The 23996-nt window shown below is 37.4% G+C and carries 19 protein-coding genes; 12 read left to right on the top strand and 7 right to left on the bottom strand.

The features are described 5' to 3' along the window. The first annotated feature begins 6 nt into the window (after positions 1-6). Positions 7-915, top strand: coding sequence for an oligopeptide ABC transporter permease (opp4C, locus tag HXV90_RS10845; RefSeq protein WP_048395389.1), 909 nt, complete (start codon positions 7-9; stop codon positions 913-915). 552 nt (positions 916-1467) lie between these two features. On the opposite strand, the gene HXV90_RS10840 is transcribed toward opp4C, so the two are convergent. The 7 genes from HXV90_RS10840 to HXV90_RS10810 form a co-directional block, all read right to left on the bottom strand. Further along, complete coding sequence (locus HXV90_RS10840; RefSeq protein ID WP_054549873.1) at positions 1468-2394, bottom strand: ABC transporter ATP-binding protein; 927 nt, start codon at positions 2392-2394, stop codon at positions 1468-1470. Then, a complete protein-coding gene (locus HXV90_RS10835) occupies positions 2387-3442 on the bottom strand; it encodes an ABC transporter ATP-binding protein (protein WP_048395385.1) in 1056 nt (351 codons plus the stop codon). Before HXV90_RS10835 ends, HXV90_RS10840 begins: the two co-directional genes overlap by 8 nt. A 13-nt stretch (positions 3443-3455) precedes the next feature. After that, on the bottom strand, positions 3456-4376 hold the full coding sequence (locus tag HXV90_RS10830) for an ABC transporter permease (RefSeq protein ID WP_048395384.1): 921 nt from the start codon (positions 4374-4376) through the stop codon (positions 3456-3458). Next, positions 4376-5305 (bottom strand): ABC transporter permease, encoded by a 930-nt coding sequence (locus tag HXV90_RS10825; protein ID WP_004227372.1) that lies wholly within the window; start codon positions 5303-5305, stop codon positions 4376-4378. The genes HXV90_RS10830 and HXV90_RS10825 overlap by 1 nt, the downstream gene beginning before the upstream one ends. Positions 5306-5437: 132 nt before the next feature. Further along, positions 5438-7099, bottom strand: coding sequence for a peptide ABC transporter substrate-binding protein (locus HXV90_RS10820; protein ID WP_048395383.1), 1662 nt, complete (start codon positions 7097-7099; stop codon positions 5438-5440). A gap of 907 nt (positions 7100-8006) precedes the next feature. After that, complete coding sequence (locus HXV90_RS10815) at positions 8007-9692, bottom strand: methyl-accepting chemotaxis protein (protein WP_048395380.1); 1686 nt, start codon at positions 9690-9692, stop codon at positions 8007-8009. A gap of 253 nt (positions 9693-9945) precedes the next feature. After that, entirely contained in the window at positions 9946-11643 is a 1698-nt protein-coding gene (locus tag HXV90_RS10810) for an Rqc2 family fibronectin-binding protein (RefSeq protein ID WP_269898941.1), read from the bottom strand. 258 nt (positions 11644-11901) lie between these two features. Here HXV90_RS10810 and HXV90_RS10805 point away from each other — a divergent pair, with 258 nt between their 5' ends. From HXV90_RS10805 to pknB, 11 genes are all read left to right on the top strand, one after another. Then, entirely contained in the window at positions 11902-12777 is an 876-nt protein-coding gene (locus tag HXV90_RS10805) for a YicC/YloC family endoribonuclease (RefSeq protein ID WP_048395376.1), read from the top strand. A gap of 43 nt (positions 12778-12820) precedes the next feature. Next, the gene (gene gmk / locus HXV90_RS10800) at positions 12821-13438 is read left to right on the top strand and encodes a guanylate kinase (RefSeq protein ID WP_004227379.1); all 618 of its coding nucleotides are present in this window, start codon (positions 12821-12823) and stop codon (positions 13436-13438) included. 4 nt (positions 13439-13442) lie between these two features. Further along, complete coding sequence (gene rpoZ / locus HXV90_RS10795) at positions 13443-13670, top strand: DNA-directed RNA polymerase subunit omega (RefSeq protein WP_004227380.1); 228 nt, start codon at positions 13443-13445, stop codon at positions 13668-13670. Between the two features lie 134 nt (positions 13671-13804). After that, the gene (gene coaBC, locus HXV90_RS10790; RefSeq protein WP_112117468.1) at positions 13805-14809 is read left to right on the top strand and encodes a bifunctional phosphopantothenoylcysteine decarboxylase/phosphopantothenate--cysteine ligase CoaBC; all 1005 of its coding nucleotides are present in this window, start codon (positions 13805-13807) and stop codon (positions 14807-14809) included. Continuing rightward, a complete protein-coding gene (gene priA / locus HXV90_RS10785) occupies positions 14806-17217 on the top strand; it encodes a primosomal protein N' (protein WP_081010998.1) in 2412 nt (803 codons plus the stop codon). Before coaBC ends, priA begins: the two co-directional genes overlap by 4 nt. 84 nt (positions 17218-17301) lie before the next feature. Continuing rightward, on the top strand, positions 17302-17796 hold the full coding sequence (def, locus tag HXV90_RS10780) for a peptide deformylase (protein WP_004227388.1): 495 nt from the start codon (positions 17302-17304) through the stop codon (positions 17794-17796). Position 17797: 1 nt separating this feature from the next. Further along, positions 17798-18739 carry a methionyl-tRNA formyltransferase gene (gene fmt, locus HXV90_RS10775; RefSeq protein WP_103117565.1) on the top strand — a complete coding sequence of 314 codons (942 nt, stop codon included), beginning with the start codon at positions 17798-17800 and terminating at the stop codon, positions 18737-18739. Beyond that, positions 18736-20097 carry a 16S rRNA (cytosine(967)-C(5))-methyltransferase RsmB gene (rsmB, locus tag HXV90_RS10770; RefSeq protein WP_048395370.1) on the top strand — a complete coding sequence of 454 codons (1362 nt, stop codon included), beginning with the start codon at positions 18736-18738 and terminating at the stop codon, positions 20095-20097. Before fmt ends, rsmB begins: the two co-directional genes overlap by 4 nt. After that, positions 20097-21239, top strand: a complete 1143-nt coding sequence (rlmN, locus tag HXV90_RS10765) for a dual-specificity RNA methyltransferase RlmN (RefSeq protein ID WP_048395368.1) — start codon at positions 20097-20099, stop codon at positions 21237-21239. Before rsmB ends, rlmN begins: the two co-directional genes overlap by 1 nt. Before the next feature lie 6 nt (positions 21240-21245). Continuing rightward, a complete protein-coding gene (locus tag HXV90_RS10760) occupies positions 21246-21995 on the top strand; it encodes a Stp1/IreP family PP2C-type Ser/Thr phosphatase (RefSeq protein ID WP_048395366.1) in 750 nt (249 codons plus the stop codon). Positions 21996-21997: 2 nt separating this feature from the next. Next, positions 21998-23986: a Stk1 family PASTA domain-containing Ser/Thr kinase gene (gene pknB, locus HXV90_RS10755; protein WP_048395364.1), complete on the top strand. Its 1989-nt coding sequence runs from the start codon at positions 21998-22000 to the stop codon at positions 23984-23986. Positions 23987-23996: the final 10 nt, after the last annotated feature.

The following is a 23996-nucleotide window of genomic DNA, read 5'->3' as shown; positions in this document are numbered from 1 at the left end:
GGAAATATGACATTGGTAACGGATCAAGAAGTTTTAACGCCAAAATCGCCAAAGAAAAGCCCCTCGCCATGGGTAATTGCGAGACGAAAGTTCTTTAAAAATAAACTAGCCTTGATTAGCCTTATATTTCTACTGATCGTTATTATCTTATCGTTTCTAGCACCATATATTACAACTAAAGATATTGTCCGGGTTGATTTTACCCAAATAAGTAAACCACCATCTAGTGAAAATTGGTTAGGAACAGATACAAATGGACGAGATGTGTTTACAAGAATGCTCTATGCTGGTAGATCCTCCTTAACAGTGGGATTAAGCTGTATGTTCTTTATTGTTTTAATTGGAACTACTGTCGGCGCCATTTCAGGGTACTTTGGTGGAAAAATAGATCAAATACTCATGAGATTTACAGATTTTATCTTAATGTTTCCATTTATGATTTTTGTAATTGTTTTAAATCAAATTCTAATTGGTAAAGTATCTGGTCTATGGACTTTGATTTTTGTTATCTCACTGTTAATGTGGGGATCAGTTGCAAGGATTGTACGAAGTAGGGTGCTTGCTGAAAAGGAAAATGAGTATATATTAGCAGCTCAATCAATAGGATGTAAATCATCAAAGATTATTATGAAGCATTTACTACCTAATGTTGCTTCGACGATTATTGTACAAGCAACATTGCTGATGGCTGTAACAATCGTCGCTGAATCTGGTTTAAGCTTTTTAGGGTTAGGCGTACCAGCAGATACACCAAGTTGGGGGAATATGCTGTCCGAAGCTAGAAACTCAGAGGTATTAAAGGAGAAGCTTTGGATGTGGGTGCCTCCTGCAACAGCTATTACACTAGTAATTTTGTCCATTAATTTTATCGGAGAAGGCTTAAAGGATGCATTAAATCCAAAATCCAGAAGGTAATTAAAAAATGGATATTAAATAAGTGACAAGAAAATAGGGCACCTTTAAATGTAAAAGTAATCACATTTAAAGGTGCCGAATTTTATAAAGGATAATAGTTTAATACATAGTAATATTGATTGTCCTTACAGAGAAGATAGTGACCTGGAAATAATGATTAGAGACCAACTATTATGGTCTAATCACACAAGGCTTTGGACTGTGGCATGGACCTGGATAGGCAGATGCTGTGGTAGAACCAACACTAATTAATACGATTGTAAAACAACATGTAGCAAGAAGAAGTTTTATACTTTTTTTCATTGGAATACACCCCTTTATTCGTGTTAACTCTATCATAATATATTCCAAAAATTATTTAAACTAATTTTACAAAAATGGTATTTATTAACTATTTATTTTGTGTAAAATAAAAGAGTGAAGGGAATTATAGTCTACTAAAAGGTAGTAAGTTTATTTAGGTTTACACTGATGGCGATATTGGGTAATAAAGAAGTAAATTAAAAAAAACTCCCATCACAGTTTTTATACTGTCGATAGGAGTTATAGCTTTTAGCGATTAGCAACCCAAGTTTTTACTAGATCAGCAGTACCATAAACATAATGCTGGTCACCTACTTCATGGTAGGTTGCACTTTCGTCAACCTCTGTATGCTTGTACTGAATACGTTGACGGCGCTTCTCTGACATCGGATCAGGAAGTGGGATAGCTGATAGTAAAGATTTTGTATACGGATGAACAGGGTGATTGTAGATATCATCTGCTTTACCGATTTCCATGATTTTACCACGGTACATTACAGCAATACGGTCACTGATGTATTTTACCATAGATAAGTCATGGGCAATGAAAAGATATGTTAAGCCACGTTCTTTTTGTAGTTGTTTTAGTAAGTTAACAACTTGCGCTTGGATAGATACGTCTAGCGCAGAGATTGGCTCATCCGCAATGATAAACTTAGGATCTAAACTTAGTGCACGGGCAATCCCAATACGTTGACGTTGACCACCAGAGAATTCGTGTGCGTAACGATTCGCGTGCTCTTTGTTTAAACCAACAGCTTCAAGTAGCTCTTGAATTTTTGCACGACGTTCTTTTTTATCCTTGTAAAGGCCATGAATATCAAAGGCTTCACCAATGATCTCACCAGCCGTCATACGAGGGTTTAAAGAAGCATAAGGATCTTGGAAAATCATTTGCATTTGACGGTTAAATTTCTTTAACTCATTTTTAGATTTTTTTCCATGGACATTTTCACCATCGAAAACAATCTCGCCACCTGTAATATCATATAAACGAATAATTGAACGACCAGTTGTTGACTTACCACAACCTGATTCACCCACAAGACCAAGTGTTTCACCTTCGTAAACATCGAAGCTGATACCATCTACAGCTTTGATAGGATTACTTGGCGAACCAAAATGCTGCTGTAAATTTTTGATTTCAAGAATTTTTTTCGCACCAGTTTTAGTCATTTTCTTGTGCCTCCTTTGCTAAATACCCTTCAATACGTTTAGCAACCGCATCTGGAAGAGGAATCTTTGGTGCATCAGGATGCAACAACCAAGTCTTTGCAAAATGTGTTTCACTTACTTGGAACATTGGTGGCTCTTGTTCATAATCAATGGCCATAGCATACTCGTTACGAGCTGCAAATGCATCACCCTTAGGTGGATTTGTCAGATCTGGTGGTGAGCCTGGAATCGTACGTAATAGCTCATCAGTATCATTATCTAAATCTGGCATTGAACCAAGTAGACCCCATGTGTAAGGATGCTTTGGATTATAGAAAATATCATTTACAGTACCATATTCAACGATTTGTCCAGCGTACATTACTGCTACACGATCAGCGATATTCGCCACTACACCTAAATCGTGTGTAATGAAAATGATAGATGTTTGCGAGTTTTTCTGAATTTCTTTCATTAATTCTAAAATTTGCGCTTGAATGGTTACGTCTAGAGCTGTTGTCGGCTCATCTGCAATTAATAGCTTAGGATCAGCTGCAAGGGCAATGGCAATAACAACACGTTGACGCATACCACCTGAAAATTCATGTGGGTATTGGTTATAGCGTTTTTCAGGGAAGGGGATACCTACCTGAGTTAAAAGCTCAATCGCACGTTTTTTCGCTTCGTCTTTAGAAACTTTTTTGTGTTGCAAAATTACTTCAGTTATTTGACGTCCGACCTTCATTGTTGGGTTCAAACTTGTCATAGGATCTTGGAAAATCATTGCAATTTCATTTCCGCGTACTTTAGACATTTCTTTATCAGTTAATGGAACTAAATCACGGCCATTAAATAAAATTTGTCCTGACTCATAAATACCAGGTGGCTGGGGAATTAGTTTCATTAATGCATTACTCGTAACACTTTTACCAGAGCCTGATTCACCTACTATAGCGAGTGTTTCACCCTCCTTTAAATCAAAGTTAACACCACGTACAGCATGGACAAGCCCTGCATAAGTTTTAAAGTTAATTCTTAAATCTTTTACTTCTAGAATTGTTTTACTCATTTCGGCCACCTCCTTATTTACGTAGTTTTGGATCTAGAGCGTCACGTAAGCCGTCACCAACTGCGTTAAACGCAAAGATTGTCAGTGAGATAAATACTGCTGGGAAAATCAAGCGCCATGGAGCATTGGCAATAGCTTTATTACCATCAGAGGCCATTGTACCCCAAGAAGCTGTTGGAGCAGGCACCCCAAGACCAAGGTAGCTTAGGAATGATTCGGTGAAAATAGCAGATGGAATTGTTAGCGTCATCGTTACTAAGATTGCACCAAGAGCATTCGGAACTAAGTGTTTAATAATTAAATGGCCTGTACTAGCACCTAATGTACGAGCAGCAAGAACATATTCTTGATTTTTAATAGATAATACTTCACCACGAACGATACGAGCCATATTAATCCATCCAGTGATGGACAGGGCAATAATCATAGGAATTAAACCAGGTTGCATAACAACTAAAAGTACGATTACTACTAGAAGGTAAGGTACAGCTGTTAAAACGTCAGCAATACGCATCATGATGTTATCAACGCGACCGCCTGCTAAGCCTGAAATACTTCCCCATAAAACACCGATAATTAAGTCAATAATCGCTGCAGCAATTCCGATAAAAAGGGAAATACGAGCGCCTTCCCAAATACGAACGAAAATATCACGACCAAGGTCATCCGTTCCAAACCAAAATTGTGCAGATGGTGGTGCGTTGTAAACACCTAGCTGATCACTTGCTTTATATTGAGAAAACATTGGTACGAATGTAGCCATTAAAATAACAATGATTAAAATGATTATCCCAATGATGGCTAATTTGTTATGAGAGAAACGGAGAAATACTTCTTTCCAAAAGGAGACTGATTTATCAGCTAATTTTTCCGTTGCTTCATGATTTCCACCAACAATTTTAAACTTATCTTTTTCAATTTGTTGCTGTGTCATTATTTTTTCGCTCCTTTCAGTTTAATACGCGGATCAATCACACTATATAGAATATCAACGATTAATACCGCAAATAAAAGGATGATGGAATAGAACACCGTCGTACCCATAATTACTGTATAGTCACGGTTTGTAATACTTTGAACAAAGTGCTTACCAAGTCCAGGAATAGCGAAAATTTGCTCAACAATGAAACTACCTGTTACAACACCAGCTGTTAATGGACCAAGGTATGTTACGACTGGCAGAAGGGCATTTCGTAATGTATGACGGAATACGATTGTCCATTTACCAATACCTTTTGCACGAGCCATTTTTACATAATCACTATTGTTTTGTTCAAGCATACTTGAACGTGTTAATTTTGCGATAAAGCCCATATGAGAGAAAGCGATTGCAAGGGCTGGTAAAATACTATAAATAAAGCCCTTCCACCCACTAATAGGGAACCAGCCTAGCTTAAAGGCTAAGAAATACTGCATTAAACCTGCTAATATAAATGAAGGTACTGATATACCGAGCACCGCAAAGGACGTTGCCAAATAATCCGGGAACCTATTATGATATAGCGCGGAAACTACGCCAATTAATACACCGAATCCAACTGCTAATAGCATAGCTTCAATCCCTAATGTTAATGAAACAGGGAAACTTTCAGAAATCATATCATTTGTAGAACGCGCTTTATATTTCATTGACTCACCGAAATTGAATGTGGCCGTATCGATTAAATAATCTTTATATTGAATATACCAAGGGTTATTTAATCCATACGTTTCGTTTAACTTCTCCTCAATTTGAGGTGGGAAATTACGTTCACTCGCGAAAGGACTACCAGGAGCGAGACGCATTAAGAAAAACGTAACCGTTACGATGACGAAAAGCGCGAGAAGTATATACATCAGCCTTTTCAAAATATATTTAATCACATAAAACTCCTCCTTCTATTTGTCAATTTTCAGACAAATATATGCCTTCGTATTTTAAAAAGAGCTGACTCGCGCCGAAGTGGCTACGAGGCAGCTCTTCGCTGTAGAGCTAAATAAGCGAATTATAGTTGATTATTTCTCTACTTTAACCTCTTTAAGAGAGATGTTACCAAGGATGTCTGCCTTCATGTTTTTCACATAATCTTGTACTACAGATAGGTTCGTGTAGTAGTAGATTGGAATAACTGGGAAATCATTCACAGCAATTTTTTCAGCTTGTTTTAAAAGCTCAAGACGTTTAGCAGGATCTGCTTCAACGTTAGATTGATCTAACAATTTTTTGTATTCTGCACTTTCCCAACCAGTATCGTTGTTACCGTTTGCAGCAGTGTCATACATTTCTAAGAATGTATAAGCATCGTTGTAGTCACCAACCCAGCCCATACGGCCAACTTGGTAATCTAATTGGTTAAGTTTTTCTAAATATACTTGCCATTCAGAGTTATCTAGACCTACAGTGATACCTAGGTTTTTAGTCCAGCCCTCTTGAACGTATTGAGCGATAGCAGCGTGTGCTTCACTAGTGTTGTAAGAAAGGTTAATTTTGATATCTGCTGGGTTTGTAATTCCAAGTTCTTTCATACCAGCTTCAAGTGCTGCTTTAGCACCTTCGATATCGTTATCTTTGAAGTAACCACGGTCTTCTTCAAAGCCATGAACTGCGATAGGAACCATGCCTAATGCAGGTTTTTGCTCACCTTTAGTAATGTTGTCAATTAAACCTTGACGATCAACTGCTAAAGCTAACGCTTTACGGATGTTAGCGTTTCCAGTGATTTTATCTTTTGTATTTAGCTTGTACCAGTAAACAGAAGCTTGGTCATTGATATTTAATGAACCATCAGCTTTAAATGCGTCGATTGAATCAAGTGCCACAGATTGGAATGGTGCACCTAAGTAGTCAATTTCTCCAGCTTTGAAGCTTGTTGCAGCAGTTGCTTCAGACTCAACCATACCGATATTAACAGTTTCTAAAGAAACTTTATCAGCATCCCAGTACTCTGGGTTTTTCTTTAATACGATTGTATCATTGTGTCTCCATTCAGCTAATGTGAAAGGACCGTTTGTTACATAGTTTTCACCAGCATCTGCATACCACTCATCATTACCTTCAACTACTTTTTGGTTTAATGGTGCATATGTTTTGAATGCTGTTAATTCTAAGAAGTAAGGTGTTGGGTTTTCTAAAGTTACTACTAATGTTTTTTCGTCTTGTGCTTTAACGCCTACATCATCAGCAGAACCTTCACCATTGTTGTATGCTGCAGCACCTTTAATTGGGTAAAGGATTGAAGCATATTCAGAAAGATTGTCTGGGTTTAATGCCCATTTCCAAGCGTATTCGAAGTCACCAGCTACTACTGGATCTCCGTTTGACCATTTAGCATCACGTAATTTGAACGTGTATGTTTTTAAATCTTCACTAACTTCCCAGCTTTCAGCAGCAGCTGCAACTGGACGAGCGTCTGCATCAAGTGTTGTTAATCCTTCAAAAGTATTTGTTAGAATAACACCAGAAGTTGTATCTGTTGCTAATGCAGGATGAAGAGATGGCGGCTCAGAAGCTACTACTACATTTAATTCGCCACCTGATGAAGTTGTTTCTGAAGAGCCAGAATCTTTTCCTTCGTCTTTAGATTTGTCAGACGAATCTCCACCGAAGCCACATGCAGCAAGTACTAAAGAAAATACTGCAAGGACTGTTAGTAATAAAAACTTTTTGTTTTTATTCATGTGAATCCCCCTTATACAATTTTTAAGCCTTTTGTGAAGCTCCTATTTAATATACCAAAAAAATCATTGTGTACAAAATAAAAAAGATTCGAATTTATATAGTATTATCTGACATTTAGGAGAATAATAAATTTTTCCGATTTATCACGCTAAAGAGGCGAAGTGTATATATATTAAAAATTTGATATTTACTTATTCTGAATATCAAAAATAAAGTAAAAATAAAAAAATGATTTACTATACGGAAAATTCCTATTTTTTTGATAATATTATCGATATTTGAAAAATGAATCAAAAGTCATAGATGTAATACCTTGAGGAATTTGTATAGATTTGTAGAAAATCTATGTAAAACTCAGTGAATTAGATTCTTTTACAGGTAATTTCTTGTAATTTATTATCGCAAAACATGAATATTTTTATCTATTAATGATATATAAGAAACTTGTTTTGTATTTTTCTAGGATTATCCATTTGTGGGGAGGAAAAAGAAAAAAATGAGCATTTGTATGAAAAAAGGTACCCATACTAAGAAAAATTTGGATTTAGTGACAAGCTAGTTTACGAGATTAAGTTTTTTTGAAATAATTTTTGAGCTAGTTGTATATACATGCATATATGCAGTTGGTTACTGTTTTATTCATCAGTTAAAAAATAAAAGGAATGCTTCATTTCGCCTTGTATTCTTCCAAAGAGAACTGTTTAAATCGTATTGTTTTTTTGAGGATGTCATTTGTCTTACTGAAGAGGATTGATAATGCAAATAATTACTAAAAATCTGTTTATTCATCGAATGAAAACGTTAACAATAGCTATTCAGAAGGATATTCTTCCACTTTTTAAGTGGTATACCATGAAAAAATATAAAAAACAGTGCATCCCATTTATAAAATGCACTGTTTTTTATTTAAAGTTTAAATTGATTGATCTGATTCTGTAAATCTAAGGACTTTTCGCTTAGATCTGAGGCAACTTGGTTTACTTGTTGTACTGTTATAGATTGTTCTCTTGTTGCTGAAGCTACAATTTTTGTATTATCCGCGCTAGTTGAAGCACCATGGGCGATTTCTGCAACGGACGCTGCAACCTGTTCAGCGCTAGCTGAAATTTCTTCAGAGGTAGCTGATATATCTTCTATTTGATCTGTCATCGTATTAATTGCTTTCACAATTCCTTCAAAGGCTTGTCCTGCATGCCCGATGATTTTAACGCCCTCTGTGACAGAATGAAGTCCATCAAAGACTGCTTTTTCTACATTATGTGTATCCTGTTGAATATCTAGCGTTAAGGCAACGATTTGGTTGGCTGATTGTTTGGATTCCTCAGCTAACTTACGAACCTCATCTGCTACTACCGCAAATCCTTTACCATGCTCTCCAGCTCTAGCCGCTTCAATTGCTGCATTGAGTGCCAATAAATTTGTTTGATCTGTAATAGCTGTAATAACAGCTGTGATCTGACTAATCTCATCTGATTGCTTACTCAATTTTTGAACAAGATTATTAATCGTTTGTGTTGATTCATGGATGACATTCATTTGTTGCTGAGCTTCTTCTACCGTCTCATTTCCATTTGTTGCTAATTCTGAAGTTGTTATAGCATTCTGATGTAGTTGTTGAGTTGCCTCAGCTATTCGTTGAACACCTACAGCCGTTTCATCCATAGCGTGTGCGCTTTCGTTAGCTGCAACTGTAGCTGTCACTGCAGCCTCAGCTGTTTCGTTAATCCGTATTGTAATTTCATCAGCAGTGGCAGTAATTTCTTCAGTTGAGGCAGAAAGTTCCTCTACTGAAGCTGTTAAATGCTCTGCATTGTCCTGTATATGCGTTAATAAATTTTTCAGATTCCCCTTCATGGCATTAAAAGCTGCTGAAAGTTGACCAATTTCATCTTTTGATTGATGGGTAATATCTGGATGAATTAATTCTCCATTAGCTACATGGTTTGCAGCCAGAACGACAGATTTTAAAGGGCGTGAGATTGTCCGTTGTATATAGAAAATAAGGAAAATACCTAGAGCGATACCAATAATGATTGCGATAATGGAAATAATTTGTGAATTAAACACGGCCTGTTTAGATTCTTTTGTCACAATATCTAGTTGTTCCTTTTGATAGTTTCCAATTTGATCGGATACATCTTGTATACCTTTATTAGCTTGTTGTACTTCACCATTTACCTTCTGCAAAGCACCTTCTAGATTACCAGCTTCAAATAAAGCTATTGCTTCAGTTGCTGCCTTGTTAAAAGAATCATTATGAACTTTTAATTCCTGTGCATATGTTTCCATTTCAGCTGAATTCGATTTTTCAGTGATTTCTTCTACATGTGTGTCGAGCATATTTGCATATTTTGAGAAACTCTCTTTGTTAGCAGGTTTGTCTTCGATGATGATGGCACGAATGAAAAGACCTTGCATAGCCATTTCGTATTGAATATCATCTGCTAATTCTACAAGGGCAACATGTCCTTCTAATGCATTTTCAATCTTTTTTTCAATGTTTGAAAATAACAGGAACATAATGAACAAAGAAATGATTAATGTGAGAATAATTGCAAAGAAACCAAAGCTTAATTTTTTACCTACAGACATATAGATACGCCCTTTCCTGAATGCTCTATAAAAATTTTTATACTTTAATTTAGCGTTTCTCAGTAGTAGAAGTCAATATACGTTGAAGGAAACAGTGCAGATTATTCATGTGTTTTTATATTGTTATTATAATAAGGAAGATTGTCTGTAAAAATCAATCAAGATAAGGTTGTTTTCATCGTTTTATAGTACGGATTACGTGTACGCGTTATAAAAAGGAAGAAACCGATACAATTTGTATCGATTTCTTCCTTTATGACTGTTTCTTTAACTGTAAAATGACTGCCTCATCCGGGTCAATATACAGTGTCTTTTGTTCAAAATAGATGACAAAACCAGGCTTGGCACCATTTGGTTTTTTGACCTGTCGTATTTCGGTATAATCTACAGGCACAGAAGAGGATTCTCTGGCCTTAGAAAAATAGGCGGCTAGTGTGGCAGCTTCTCGCAATGTCGTTTCATCGGGTTCACTTGAATGAATGACAACATGAGATCCAGGAATATCTTTTGTGTGTAACCAAATATCAGTCCGCTTTGCTAGTTTAAATGTCAGCATGTCATTTTGTTTATTGTTTTTTCCAACAGAGATTGTTACACCTGTAGAAGAAACATAGCGTTCTGGTTCAGGTTTCGCTTGTTTTTTCTTTTTCTTCGCATGACGTAGTTTTAAGTAACCTTGCTCTGCTAGCTCTTCACGAATTTCCTCAATATCTCCAGGAGAAGCCTGCTGAACTTGCTGTGCAAGCATTTCGAAGTAAGAAATTTCATCAGTAGTTTTTTCTAGCTGCTCTTGAACCATGACCAAGGCATTTTTTGCCTTTGTATATTTTGTGTAATAACTTTGGGCATTTTCAATAGGTGTTTTACGTTCGCTTACTGGAATCGTTATTTCTTCGCCAGTTTCACTATAGTAATTTGTGACAGTAACTTCCTTAACTCCTTTTTCAAAGGCATAGATATTAGCCATTAATAGCTCACCATATAGTTGGAATTGATCGAGCTTGGAGGCACGTTCATAATCCTTTGTTAACTTTTTTGTTTTTAAAGCTAATTTGTCAATCTCATTTTGTAGCCAGCGCTCTAAATCGCCTGCTTGTTGTTTTACACGATCTCGCTCTGCACGGGCAAAGAATACACGATCAAGAAGCTCATGGACATTAGGATAGATTGTTATATCCCCATCATGCAAATGCGTTAATTCGATAGGGGAAAAGTATACTTTCTGATTGAAGAGTACGTACATAGGCTTCATTCCACCGTTCGCAAAGGAGGCCATAAAATCCTTGAAACATACTAGCGTATTTGAAGTCGTCTTCATTCGATACAATAATTCTTCCGCGTGAAGAGGTGAAAAACCAGCTAATTGTTGCACTAGCTCTTTAGAGGTTTTCCCTTCAGCAAAAAATGCTGTTAGCTCTTCATCTGTCACTGTTAAAGGATTCCATTTGTTTTGTGCGGGTGGTGCAAAATACGGTTGCCCTGGTAGTACAGTACGGAAGCTATTGACTGAAGGCGGTAGATGTTTTAGGCTGTCAATAATTTTTCCTTGCTCTTGATCAATCAACAGTAGATTACTATGTCTACCCATAATTTCAGCATGTATTTCTCTTACAATTGGATCTCCAATTTCATTTTTACTTTCAATTTCTACTATTATAATGCGATCAAAATCACGCTGTTTTATAGAAGCAATAAAACCACCCTCTATATGCTTACGCAAAAGCATACAAAACATTGGCGGCTCTGCTGGATTTTCAATCACCTGTTCAGTAAGGTGTACACGTGCATAAGAAGAGTGGATGGAAAACAGTAATTTATGATTCTTTCCGTTCGCTCGCACATGTAAAATAACTTCTTGTGCATTGGGTTGATGTATTTTGGTAATCCGACCAGTGACTAGCTGTTGTAGGTCGGCAGTTATTGAATAAGTAAATAAGCCATCAAATGCCATATGAATTCCTCTTTCCAACGATATCAAGCATCTTGGTACTTTCGTATTTTTTCTTTATGTATCTGCATGCACTATTTTTAAGCTCGCAAATACTCTTTTGGTATGTTTATCATAGCATTTTTTAGGTGAATATTAAAATATAGCTTCAATTGTGGTAGAATTAGCTTTTACTTTAACCAAATTTTTTTGGAGAGTCGTCATAATCGACAAAGCTTATGTTATAATAATCCCAGTATGCAAAGAAAGGTGTGACGAACCTTGGTGCGTAGTATGACTGGTTTTGGCAGAGGTGTCACAACAACTAGAGACTTTCAATTAACCGTGGAAATGCGCTCGGTCAACCATCGTTTTTTAGAAATTAATGCAAAATTTCCGAAAGAATGGCTTGAAGCTGAAATTTTTGCAAAGAAACTAATTTCTCAAGCTTTGTCACGCGGCAAAATTGATGTGATGGTATATGTGAAGGACTTAGAGAACGTAGAGCAATCTATTGAGATTAATTGGTCATTAATTGAAGCGTATCGTAAGGCAAAAGAGCAATTAGCAAGTAAAGTACCACTTGAAGAAAAATGGACGATGCAAGAGCTTTTATCGTTAGAGCAGGCCCTTGTGCAGCAAAAACCTCAGCTTACACCAGAGGATTTGCTCAGTGCTGTTGAACAAGCGATTTCACAAGCGATTTCACAGCTCGTTCAAATGCGTGAGCGTGAAGGGCAAGAATTACAAGAGGTTGTTGTACAATATAAAGAACAGTTAATGGAGCAAGTCAATCAGATTCGTTTGTGTTCTTCACTTGCTGTTGAAAAATATCGTACACGATTAATAGAGCGAATTAATGAAGTTGCAGATGGCACATTGCTAGAAGATCGTTTACTAGCGGAAGTAGCAATTTTTGCAGAACGAGTAGACATCTCCGAAGAATTAGACAGATTAGATAGTCACTTCAATCAGCTGGAGGAAACATTACTTGAAAAGATTTCGGTTGGGCGTAAATTGGACTTTTTAATGCAGGAAATACATCGCGAGATTAATACGATTGGTTCAAAAAATCAATCTACAGAAGCAGCGGTTGCTGTTGTTCAGGCGAAAACAATTTTAGAAAAGATGCGTGAGCAAGTGCAAAACATCGAATAACTTGCACGTGTCTGTTATAAATTAAGGGAGATATAGAGAATAAATGATAAAAGAACGTGGATTATTAATTGTTCTGTCTGGCCCCTCTGGTGTAGGTAAAGGGACAGTGCGAAAAGAATTATTTTCTCAGCCGAATACGAATTATGAGTATTCCATCTCGATGACAACACGAAATCCTCGCGAAGGTGAAGTAGATGGTGTAGACTATTTTTTCAAGACACGTCATGAATTTGAAGTGTTAATTGAACAAGGTGGCTTATTAGAGCACGCTGAATTTGTCGGTAACTATTATGGAACACCATTAGCTTATGTAAATGAAACACTTGATGCAGGTCGTGATGTATTTTTAGAAATCGAAGTGCAGGGTGCAGCACAAATTCGTAAAAAAGCACCAGATGCCTTATTTATTTTCTTAGCCCCTCCAAGTTTAACGGAATTAAAAGATCGTTTAGTTGGACGTGGGACAGAAACGGAGGATATCATTGCCAAACGAATCGCTACTGCAAGTGAAGAGCTTGAAATGATGAGCTTGTATGATTATGTTGTGGAAAATGATGAAGTGACGAATGCCTGTGATCGTATAAATGCGATTATTAAAGCCGAGCATTGTCGTAGAGAACGTGTTGAAAAAAGATATTTGTCAATGTTGAGAGGAGAATAAAACAATGCTATACCCATCAGTAGACGCTTTAAAAAAGGAAATCGATTCAAAATATTCATTAGTGAGCCTTGCTTCTAAACGTGCTCGCCAAATGCAAGAAGAGCAAGACACAGAACGCTTACACAAGTATGTTTCCCATAAATATGTTGGGAAAGCACTTGAAGAAGTAGCGGCAGGTGTACTTACGAAAGTATCACAGGATGAGTCAACTGTGTATGAGGACGAAATCTAACATCATGTAAAGAGCTTTACTATGTTTACATGCATGCTAGTCTAGTTAGCAGTAGATTTTGATTATACAGAATGCCGAAAGCTCCCAGGGAATCCTTCTTTGGGAGCTTATCATTTGAAAGGACGACACCTAGCATGAATAAAAATATTTTACTTTGTGTTTCAGGCGGGATTGCCGTATATAAAGCTGTGGCACTCGTAAGCAAGCTATCACAAGCAGGAGCCAATGTAAAAGTCATCATGACAGCCTCTGCTAGACAGTTTGTAAATCCATTAAGTTTTCAAGTGATGTCCAAAAATGATGTTTATTTTGACACGTTTGATGAAAAAGATTCAAGTGTGATTGCTCATATAGACTTAGCAGACTGGGCTGATTTAATTTTAGTAGCGCCCGCTACAGCAAATATAATAGGAAAAATGGCCAATGGTATAGCAGATGATATGATCACAACAACCCTGCTTGCTACGACCGCACCTGTATGGATTGCACCAGCCATGAATGTACACATGTACGACCATCCAGCGGTAAAACGTAATTTGGATAGGCTATCAGCTGATGGCTACAAATTTATTGAGCCTTCCGAAGGTTTTTTAGCATGTGGCTATGTCGGGAAGGGCCGTCTAGAGGAGCCAGAAAAAATCACTGCACTTGTTCAAGATTTTTTTTCGGGAAAAACTAAACCACTAACAGGTAAAACAGTTATAGTGACTGCAGGTGCCCTACATGTACCATTGGATGAACAGCATGTAATTAGTCCACAGGCAAATGGAGCCATAGGACGAGCTTTAGCACATGAAGCAAGAATGCTAGGCGCACATGTAATTGAAATAGAAAATTCTAATTTGTTTGATGCTATACAGCAACTGGAAGCTTATAAAATCCAATACTCTCAAGCAATATTGATCCATGCAGCAAATGTGCCGACTATAAAGGAAACGCCGATCATTTCGGTAGAAGGTATAAAAGCGATCACTTTCGGACAAAAAGTGCAAGGAACTCCAATGCTTAATATACTTTCTGAGAGATGGATTGATTTTAGTGAAAAAGCGCAGCTTAACGGACAGTTTTTGGCTACAATTAACCCACAACTTTTTGCTCAGACATTATGGTCATATATTATAAAGGGTGAGGAACAATGAGCTTCTTGATAGCAGAGGTCATTGTAGATGTCTCTACTTACCATGTAGACCGTCCATTTGATTATCAAGTACCTGTAGAATGGATTAGTGTTATCGAGTTAGGAAGTCGTGTTAAAGTGCCATTTGGTCCAAGGAATGTCCTGGGTTTTGTTGTTGGATTGAAGAAAGAAACAGATGTACCGTTAAATAAACTAAAGGCAATCAATCAAATTTTAGATATGGAGCCAGTCCTGACAGAAGAGATGTTGCGAATGGCGAAGTGGTTGAAGAACGATACGATTTGCTATGAAATAGATGCCTTGCAAGTGATGTTACCATCTGCACTTCGAGCCAAGTATGAAAAAATGATTAAGCTACAACAAGGTCAACAATTGCCACTAGAGGTACAGGCTATATTCGGGAAGCGTCAACGAGCAAATTTTAAAGAATTTGAGCGAGCAGGTTTACTACCCCTTTTGAAGCAATTGGTTGCAGAAAACATTGTTTCAATCGAAAATGTTGTGAAGCAACAGGGAAATGTGAAAGAAATTCGAATGGTTCAAATAACAGCAGACCAACAACTTATTGAACGTGCTTTAGAGCAATCATCCAGAGCAGCTAAACAACGGCTATTACTGCAATGGATGTGCCAACACTTAGGAGAGATTTTTACTCCCCAACAAATTTGTGACGAAGCAAGGGTCTCTATTTCAGTTTTAGAGGCAGTAATTGATAAAGGAGCTGCTCAATTTATTCAAGAGGAAGTATTTCGTGATCCATTTACGAAGGAAGTTTCACGTACACATGCCTTACAATTAACGAGTGAGCAGCAGGTTGCTCTCCAAGCTATTACTACAGCTATGGACCAGCAAATAGCGCAAACCTTTTTATTACATGGTGTAACAGGAAGTGGTAAAACAGAGGTTTATTTGCAGGCTATTCAAAAGGTATTAGAAGAAGGAAAAGAAGCCATTATGTTGGTACCTGAAATCTCTTTAACTCCACAAATGACCGAACGATTCCGCAGTCGCTTTGGTGAGATGGTTGCTGTGATGCATAGTGGATTATCTGTAGGGGAGAAATATGATGAATGGCGTAAAATCCAACAAGGCAAAGTGAAGGTCGTAGTTGGAGCTCGTTCAGCTATTTTTGCTCCTTTTACGAATATAGGGCTTATTATATTGGATGAGGAACATGAATCAACTTATAAGCAAGAAGATTCACCGCGTTATCATGCAAGAGATGTAGCCATCTGGCGTAGCGAATTTTATAACTGTCCTATTATTTTAGGGAGTGCAACACCAGCATTAGAATCATTTGCAAGAGCTAAAAAGGGAGTATATAAGCTACTCTCCTTAAAACACCGTGCTTTACATCAGGCTTTGCCGACTGTTTTTATTGCAGATATGCGTGAAGAGCTGAGACAAGGTAATCGTTCGATGTTTTCCCAATCACTGATAGAAGCAATCCGTTTAAGACTTGAGAAAAAAGAACAAATGGTGCTGTTTTTAAACCGTCGTGGCTATTCATCATTTGTACTCTGCCGAGATTGTGGAACAGTTGTCCAATGTCCAAATTGCGATATTTCATTAACCTATCATCGAACAACTGAAAAATTGAAATGTCATTATTGTGGTTACGAGGAACATGTTCCACAAATATGTCCGCAATGTCAAAGTGATCATATTCGTTATTTTGGTACAGGTACACAAAAGGTGGAAGAGGAGCTGTATAAGTTGTTTCCTGAGGCAAGAGTATTACGTATGGATGTAGATACTACGAAGCATAAAGGGGCACATGAAGAAATATTAGAGACATTTGGGGCAGGGCATGCAGATATTTTGCTGGGTACTCAAATGATCGCAAAGGGTCTGGATTTTCCAAATATTACGCTAGTCGGTGTACTTAGTGCTGATACATCCTTACATTTACCTGATTACCGCGCAGCAGAGCGAACATTTCAGCTATTAACACAGGTAAGTGGCCGAGCTGGGAGACATGACAAGCTAGGGGAAGTCATCATTCAAACGTATACACCTGAGCATTACGCAATTGAATTAGCTAAAACACAAGAGTATGAACCATTTTATGAACGTGAGATGTTTTTACGTCGCAGATCAAACTATCCACCTTATTATTTTGTAGCTCTTATTCAATTATCCCATGAAGATGTCATGATGGCTGCTGAATATGCTGGTCGAGTGGCTGATTGGTTACGAGGGAACTTATCGAATCAAGTAGCAATAATTGGACCAACAACTGCGAGTATTGCTCGTCTCCAAAATAGATATCGTTATCAATGTTTGATAAAATATAAAATTGAACCAAATCTAATTCCCGTTTTACAACGTTTACTTGCTATGTATAGAGCAGAGTGGATTAAACAAGGAATATTAATGACGGTAGATTTAGATCCGTCTACTATATAGTTAGCGTGTAATAATAGCACGATTTTTAATAAAAGTATCAATTAGCTAGTGCACTAGCTTTAAAGCAGAAATGAGGAAATAATAATGGCTATAAAAAAAGTAATTGAAAATCCTGCAAAAGTACTATCCACACCGTGTGCTGAAGTGACAGAAATTAATGATGAAATTATTACATTACTTGATGATTTATATGACACTATGGTGGAATATGATGGCGTTGGAATTGCGGCACCACAAATAGACGTAGGGTTACGGGTAGCAATTGTTGAACTAGGTGAAGAACGTGATATTTTAGAAATGATTAATCCAACTGTCGTTGAAACGGACGGAGCAGAAGTAGATATTGAAGGATGCTTGAGCTTTCCAGGGTTATATGGAGAAGTGGAACGTCCTAGTTATGTCAAAATTGAAGCATGTGATCGTGAAGGACGTGTTTATGAATTAGAGGCAGGTGGCTTTGATGCCCGTGCGATTTTACATGAAATTGATCATTTAGATGGTGTGCTTTTCGATTCAAAAATCAAGCGTATTGTCACAGCAGAAGAACTAGAAGAAATGTACGCTGAAGAGGAGGAATAAAATGACATCTATCGTTTTTATGGGGACACCTGACTTCTCCGCACCTATTTTGCGTATGCTACATGATGAAGGATATACTATTAAAGCAGTTGTAACACAACCAGATCGTCCAGTTGGGCGTAAGCGAGTATTAACACCGCCGCCAGTAAAGGCAACGGCTTTGGAACTTGGCTTGCCAATTATTCAACCTGAAAAATTGCGTGGCTCCGAGGAGTTACAGCAGATTCTTGCTTTACAGCCTGATCTAGTAATAACAGCAGCATTTGGACAGATACTACCAAAAGAATTATTAGATGCACCGGCTCTAGGCTGCATTAATGTCCATGCCTCCCTATTACCAAAATATCGTGGAGGGGCTCCGATTCACCAAGCCGTCATGGATGGTGAAAAAGAAACAGGAGTAACAATCATGTATATGGCAGAAAAGCTTGATGCGGGAGATATTATCTCTCAAAAAGCGATCCCTATTGAAGAAGATGATCATACTGGTGGACTTTTTGATAAGCTAAGTATGGTTGGCTGTGAATTACTTAAGGAAACACTTCCTTCTATTATAAATGGTACAAATAACCGTACAGTTCAAGATGAAGCACAAGTTACCTTTGCAAGTAATATTTCAAGGGAACAAGAACGAATTGATTGGACCAACGATGCTATTACTTTATACAATCAAGTGCGCGGTCTTCATCCATGGCCTGTTGCTTATACTACTTTTGAGGATGGTAATTTTAAAATTTGGTGGGCAACGATTGGCAAAAGTAAGCATGAGGCTAATCCAGGTACAGTGGTTGCCATTGATAAAGATCATTTTGAGGTAGCAGCTGGCAACGGGACAACTTTAGCATTATATGATGTGCAACCAGCTGGTAAAAAGCGCATGACCGCAGAGGAATATTTACGTGGGACAGGTTCTAAATTACAGATTGGGGACCAATTTAAATGAGTAAAAAAAGTGTAGTGATTTGGGATGGCAATGTACGAGATGCCGCATTGTCAATTCTATTAGCAGTTGATAAAAATCAGGCTTATAGCAACTTATTGCTAAATGAAACAATTAAACGACATAAAATTGAAGCAAAAGATCGTGCTTTATTGACTGAAATAACGTATGGAACTTTACAGCATAAAATGACACTTGATTATTACTTAGAGCCATTTATTCGTGGTTCAATTGATCATTGGGTTCGCTGGTTATTAAGAATTTCGTTGTATCAAATCCATTATTTAACACGTATCCCTCCACACGCTGCAGTAAACGAAGCAGTAGAAATTGCCAAGCGTCGAGGGCATCGTGGAATCGCTTCTATGGTCAATGGCATATTAAGATCCGTGTTACGGAGTGGAGTCCCTTCAACAGATGACATAGCAGATCCAATTGAGCGCCTTTCAATAGAAACAAGTCATCCAATGTGGTTAGTTCAAAGATTTGTTGATAACTACGGTCTTGAAGTAGCGACTGAAATGTTGCATGAAAATAATAGACCGCCTGTGCAGACTGTGCGTGTTAATACGACAAAAGCAACTGTTCAGCAAGCAATTGCCAAGTTAGAGGCAGAAGGATTAACGGCTAATCAAAGCGACGTTATACCAGAGTGCTTATACATTACAAACGGTCAACCAGCTCGTACAAAAGCCTTCAAAGAAGGTATGATTACTATTCAGGATGAAAGTTCAATGATACCTGCTAATGTGCTAAATCCAACTCCAGGTATGCGTGTCTTGGATATGTGTGCGGCACCTGGTGGAAAAACAACACATATTGCCGAAATAATGAAAAATGAAGGGTCTATTTTAGCAACAGACCTTCATCCACATAAATTAGATTTAATCGACCATAATACAGAGCGTCTAGGGCTTGATATTGTTGAAACAGCCCCAATAGACGGACGGAAAGCACCAGAATTTTTACAAGCAGCGTCTTTTGATGCTATCTTAGTCGATGCACCATGTAGTGGACTAGGAGTTATGCGACGTAAACCAGATATTAAATATACAAAGCGAGAAGAAGATTTAGAAAGTCTTCAAAAAATCCAATTAGCTTTACTGGATGCAGCAACGAAAGTTTTGAAAACAGATGGTAAGCTTGTATACAGTACGTGTACAGTAGACATACAAGAAAACGAAGGCACTGTGAAAGCCTTTTTAACAGCACATCCAGAAATGGAAGCTATACAACTAGAATCTTTACCAACAAAATTAGCGGAAAAGCAAGCTAATGGCATGCTTCAAGTCTTTCCACAAGACTTTGGCAGTGACGGTTTCTTTGTCGCCGCCTTTCGTAAAAAAGGAGAATCCAACTAATGGTGGATCAAGAGAAATTTAATGAACGTATTAACGATTTAGTCGAAGAAGCAGAAGAAAAGCCCGTTCGACGTGTAAAAAAAGAAAAGCCAAATTTAAAAGAATCCATTTATTCGTTACAACCTCATCAATTAGAAGAATGGCTAAAGGAAAATGGCGAAAAGCCTTTCCGTGCTGCTCAAATTTTTGACTGGCTGTATAATAAACGTGTAAAGACATTTGAAGAAATGTCAAACCTTTCAAAGGGATTACGCGAAAAACTAACTGCAAATTTTGCATTATCCACACTATCAACCATTATTAAACAAGAATCTAAAGATGGTACCATTAAATTTTTATTCCAATTACAAGATGGCTATTCAATAGAAACTGTTTTAATGCGCCATGAATATGGAAATTCTGTCTGTGTAACAACACAAGTAGGCTGCCGAATTGGCTGTACGTTTTGTGCATCCACTTTAGGTGGTTTGAAGCGACATTTATTAGCAGGGGAAATTGTGGAGCAAGTTGTCAAAGTGCAGCAAACATTAGATGAATTGGGCGAGCGAGTATCTCATATTGTCATTATGGGTATTGGTGAACCTTTCGATAACTATGATGCAATGATGAACTTCTTAAAAGTGATCAATCATGAAAAAGGTTTAAATATCGGAGCACGTCATATCACAGTTTCAACATCGGGTATTGTACCTAAAATTTACCAGTTTGCAGATGAACAATTACAAATTAACTTTGCCGTTTCTCTGCATGCGCCAAACCAAGAAGCACGTCAAAAGCTAATGCCAATTGCCCGTGCTTATAAATTGGAAGAATTAATGGAAGCTGTGCGATACTATACAAAAAAAACAGGTCGACGAGTGAGTTTCGAGTATGGGCTGATGTCTGGTGAAAATGATTCAGTAGAAATAGCAGAGGAACTATCTGCTTTAATTAAAGGAATTAAATGTCATGTCAACTTAATTCCTGTAAACTATGTACCAGAACGTGATTATGTTCGTACATCTCGTAGTCAAATTTTTGCTTTTGAAAAAACATTAAAGAAAAATGGTATTAACGTAACGATCCGCCGAGAGCAAGGTTCAGATATCGCTGCTGCGTGTGGTCAATTACGTGCACAAGAGAGATCTGAAGAAACGAGGTGACCAGTATTGGAATACACAGTCGAAAGTGATATTGGTTTAAAACGATCCATTAATGAGGACCGTGCTGCATTCTTTAAACGTCCAGATGGGCTTGCACTAGCACTTGTAGCGGATGGCATGGGTGGTCATAATGCTGGTGATGTAGCAAGTGATATGGCAATTAAACAAATGGAATCCTTTTTTTTACAGGCAGACACACATCATTTTGTATCTACAACATCAAAAAAAGAATGGTTATTACAAACAGTTAAGCAATTGAATAAAACAATATATGACTATTCTTTATCACATGAAGACTGTAAAGGAATGGGCACGACATTTATTGCAGTGTTAATCGAAGAACAACATTGCTTCATTGCACATGTGGGAGACAGTCGTGTGTATTATTTCTTTGAAGATGGTGCACAACAAATAACAAGAGATCATTCATATGTGAACGTCTTGGTCGAAAATGGTGAGATAAGCGAAGAAGAGGCTTTGACACATCCAAAGAAAAATTTCATCTTAAAAGCAGTTGGGACAGAGGACACAATCGAACCAGACTTTTATGAAGTAGATTTAGCATCAGAATCGTATTTACTCATTTGTTCAGATGGATTAAGCAATAAACTATCTGTTTATGAAATGGCATCGATAATTACGTATCCAGACTCCATTAAGGAAAAGGGGCGTAAACTTGTAGAATTAGCAAATGCCAGCGGGGGAGAAGACAATATCTCCCTCGTGCTATTAACGAAAAAGGATGAGGAGGTGTAAGAATGCTTGTAGGTAAAAGAATTAGTGACCGTTATAAAATTTTAGAACTCATTGGTGGCGGAGGTATGTCCAATGTTTATTTAGCACACGATATGATCTTAAATCGTGATGTAGCCATTAAAATATTACGCTATGATTTTTCCAATGAGGATGAATTACATCGACGTTTTCAACGTGAGGCACTGTCTGCTACAAGTCTTACACATCCAAATATTGTTAGTGTTTATGATGTAGGTGACGATGGAGATCTACACTATATTGTGATGGAATATGTTCAAGGAAAAACATTAAAGCAGTACATACAAGAATTTGCACCAATTTCTCCTGCTAGAAGTGTGCATATTATGAAGCAATTAACGTCTGCCATTGCTAATGCCCATGAAAACCATATTATCCACCGTGATATTAAACCGCAAAATATATTAATGGATGCGGAAGGTAATGTGAAAATTACGGATTTTGGTATTGCCATGACGTTAAGTGCTACATCATTTACTCAAACAAATTCTGTGCTTGGTACAGTCCATTATTTATCACCAGAGCAAGCTCGCGGCGGTACAGCTACAAACAAATCAGATATTTACGCACTCGGTATTGTGTTATATGAATTATTAACAGGTGAACTTCCATTTTCTGGTGAATCTGCTGTTTCAATAGCACTTAAGCATTTACAAGCCGAAACGCCTTCTGTCCGTGCTTTTGATGCAACGATTCCCCAAAGCTTGGAAAATGTAGTATTAAAGGCTACTGCCAAAGATTCATCCCATCGTTATACTACAGTGGAAGAAATGTATGAAGATTTGGAAACCGTACTAACACCATCTAGAATCAACGATCCCAAATTTGTCATACCTGTGGATAATGATGTAACGAAAGCTATTCCCATCATTAAAGAGCAGATGCATAAAAAAGACGAAGATCTAACTAAAACAAGAGTTATTGAACCGATTATGGAAGCTAAAGCACCTTCTCAACCACAACCTAAAAAGCCTGTAGAAAAGCCAGTTCCTGTAAAGGGAAAGAAGAAAAATTGGCCCAAATATGTTGCAGGACTATTCATTGCAGCGGTTGTCATTTTCTTATTCTTTATTTTTGCAAAAGATTTATTTAGCCCGAAAAAAGTGGCTATACCAGATGTAGCAAATTTAACAATAGAGGAAGCGACAAAAAAATTAGAAGCAGATGGATTTGTTGTTGGTGAAGAGCATCAGGAGCGAAATCATGAGGAAATAGAGAAGGGGAAAGTTATAGAAACGGACCCATCAAAAAATTCATTACGTGAAAAAGGTTCAGAGGTAGACTTAATCGTTAGTTTAGGTGTAGAGATGACGACTGTTGATAATTATGTTGGACAAAATTATAGTCAAGTTGAAGCTTTAATAAAAGGAAAGTATAAAGACGTAATAAAAGAGGATGTCCCTTCTAATGAGCCAGAAGGAAGAATTATTGAACAAAGCATACCACCAAATTCTGAGGTAGTAGCGAAAGAAGAAACAATCACGTTTAAAGTTAGCCAAGGAGTTAGAATGGTAAGGGTTGAAAATGTTGTAAATTATACGAAAGCTGATATGGATGACTATGTGAAAAGAGCAGGTCTCAATTGGCGTATATCTCGTGAAGAACATCATGAAACCATCCCAGCTGGCAGTGTAATTTCGCAATTGACAAAAGCGGGTACTATGGTAGAAGAAGGTTCTATGATATCGGTTGTAATAAGTAAAGGGCCAGCAAAACAGCCCGATAAACTACGTGTCATACCTGTAGTCATTGAGTATAAACCTACAGAAGAGGGAATAGCTCAAAATATTCGAATTGAAATTCAAGATAAAAATCATACATTGTCTGAACCTGTTGAAGTATTTGAAATTTTAAGTGATACGCCATACAACATTCAGCTTACAATTGAAGATGGCAAAGATGCGAGTTATAGAATAATTCGTGACTCAGAAATAATTTTAGAAGGCAAAGTTAATTATAATGATGTCGATTAAGGAGGAATTG

This window comes from Lysinibacillus sp. JK80, assembly GCF_027557635.1.
GTDB classification, from domain to species: Bacteria; Bacillota; Bacilli; order Bacillales_A; family Planococcaceae; genus Lysinibacillus; species Lysinibacillus capsici.
The sequence above is the reverse complement of the archived record's forward strand: the minus strand, read 5'-3'. Positions and strand labels throughout refer to the sequence as shown.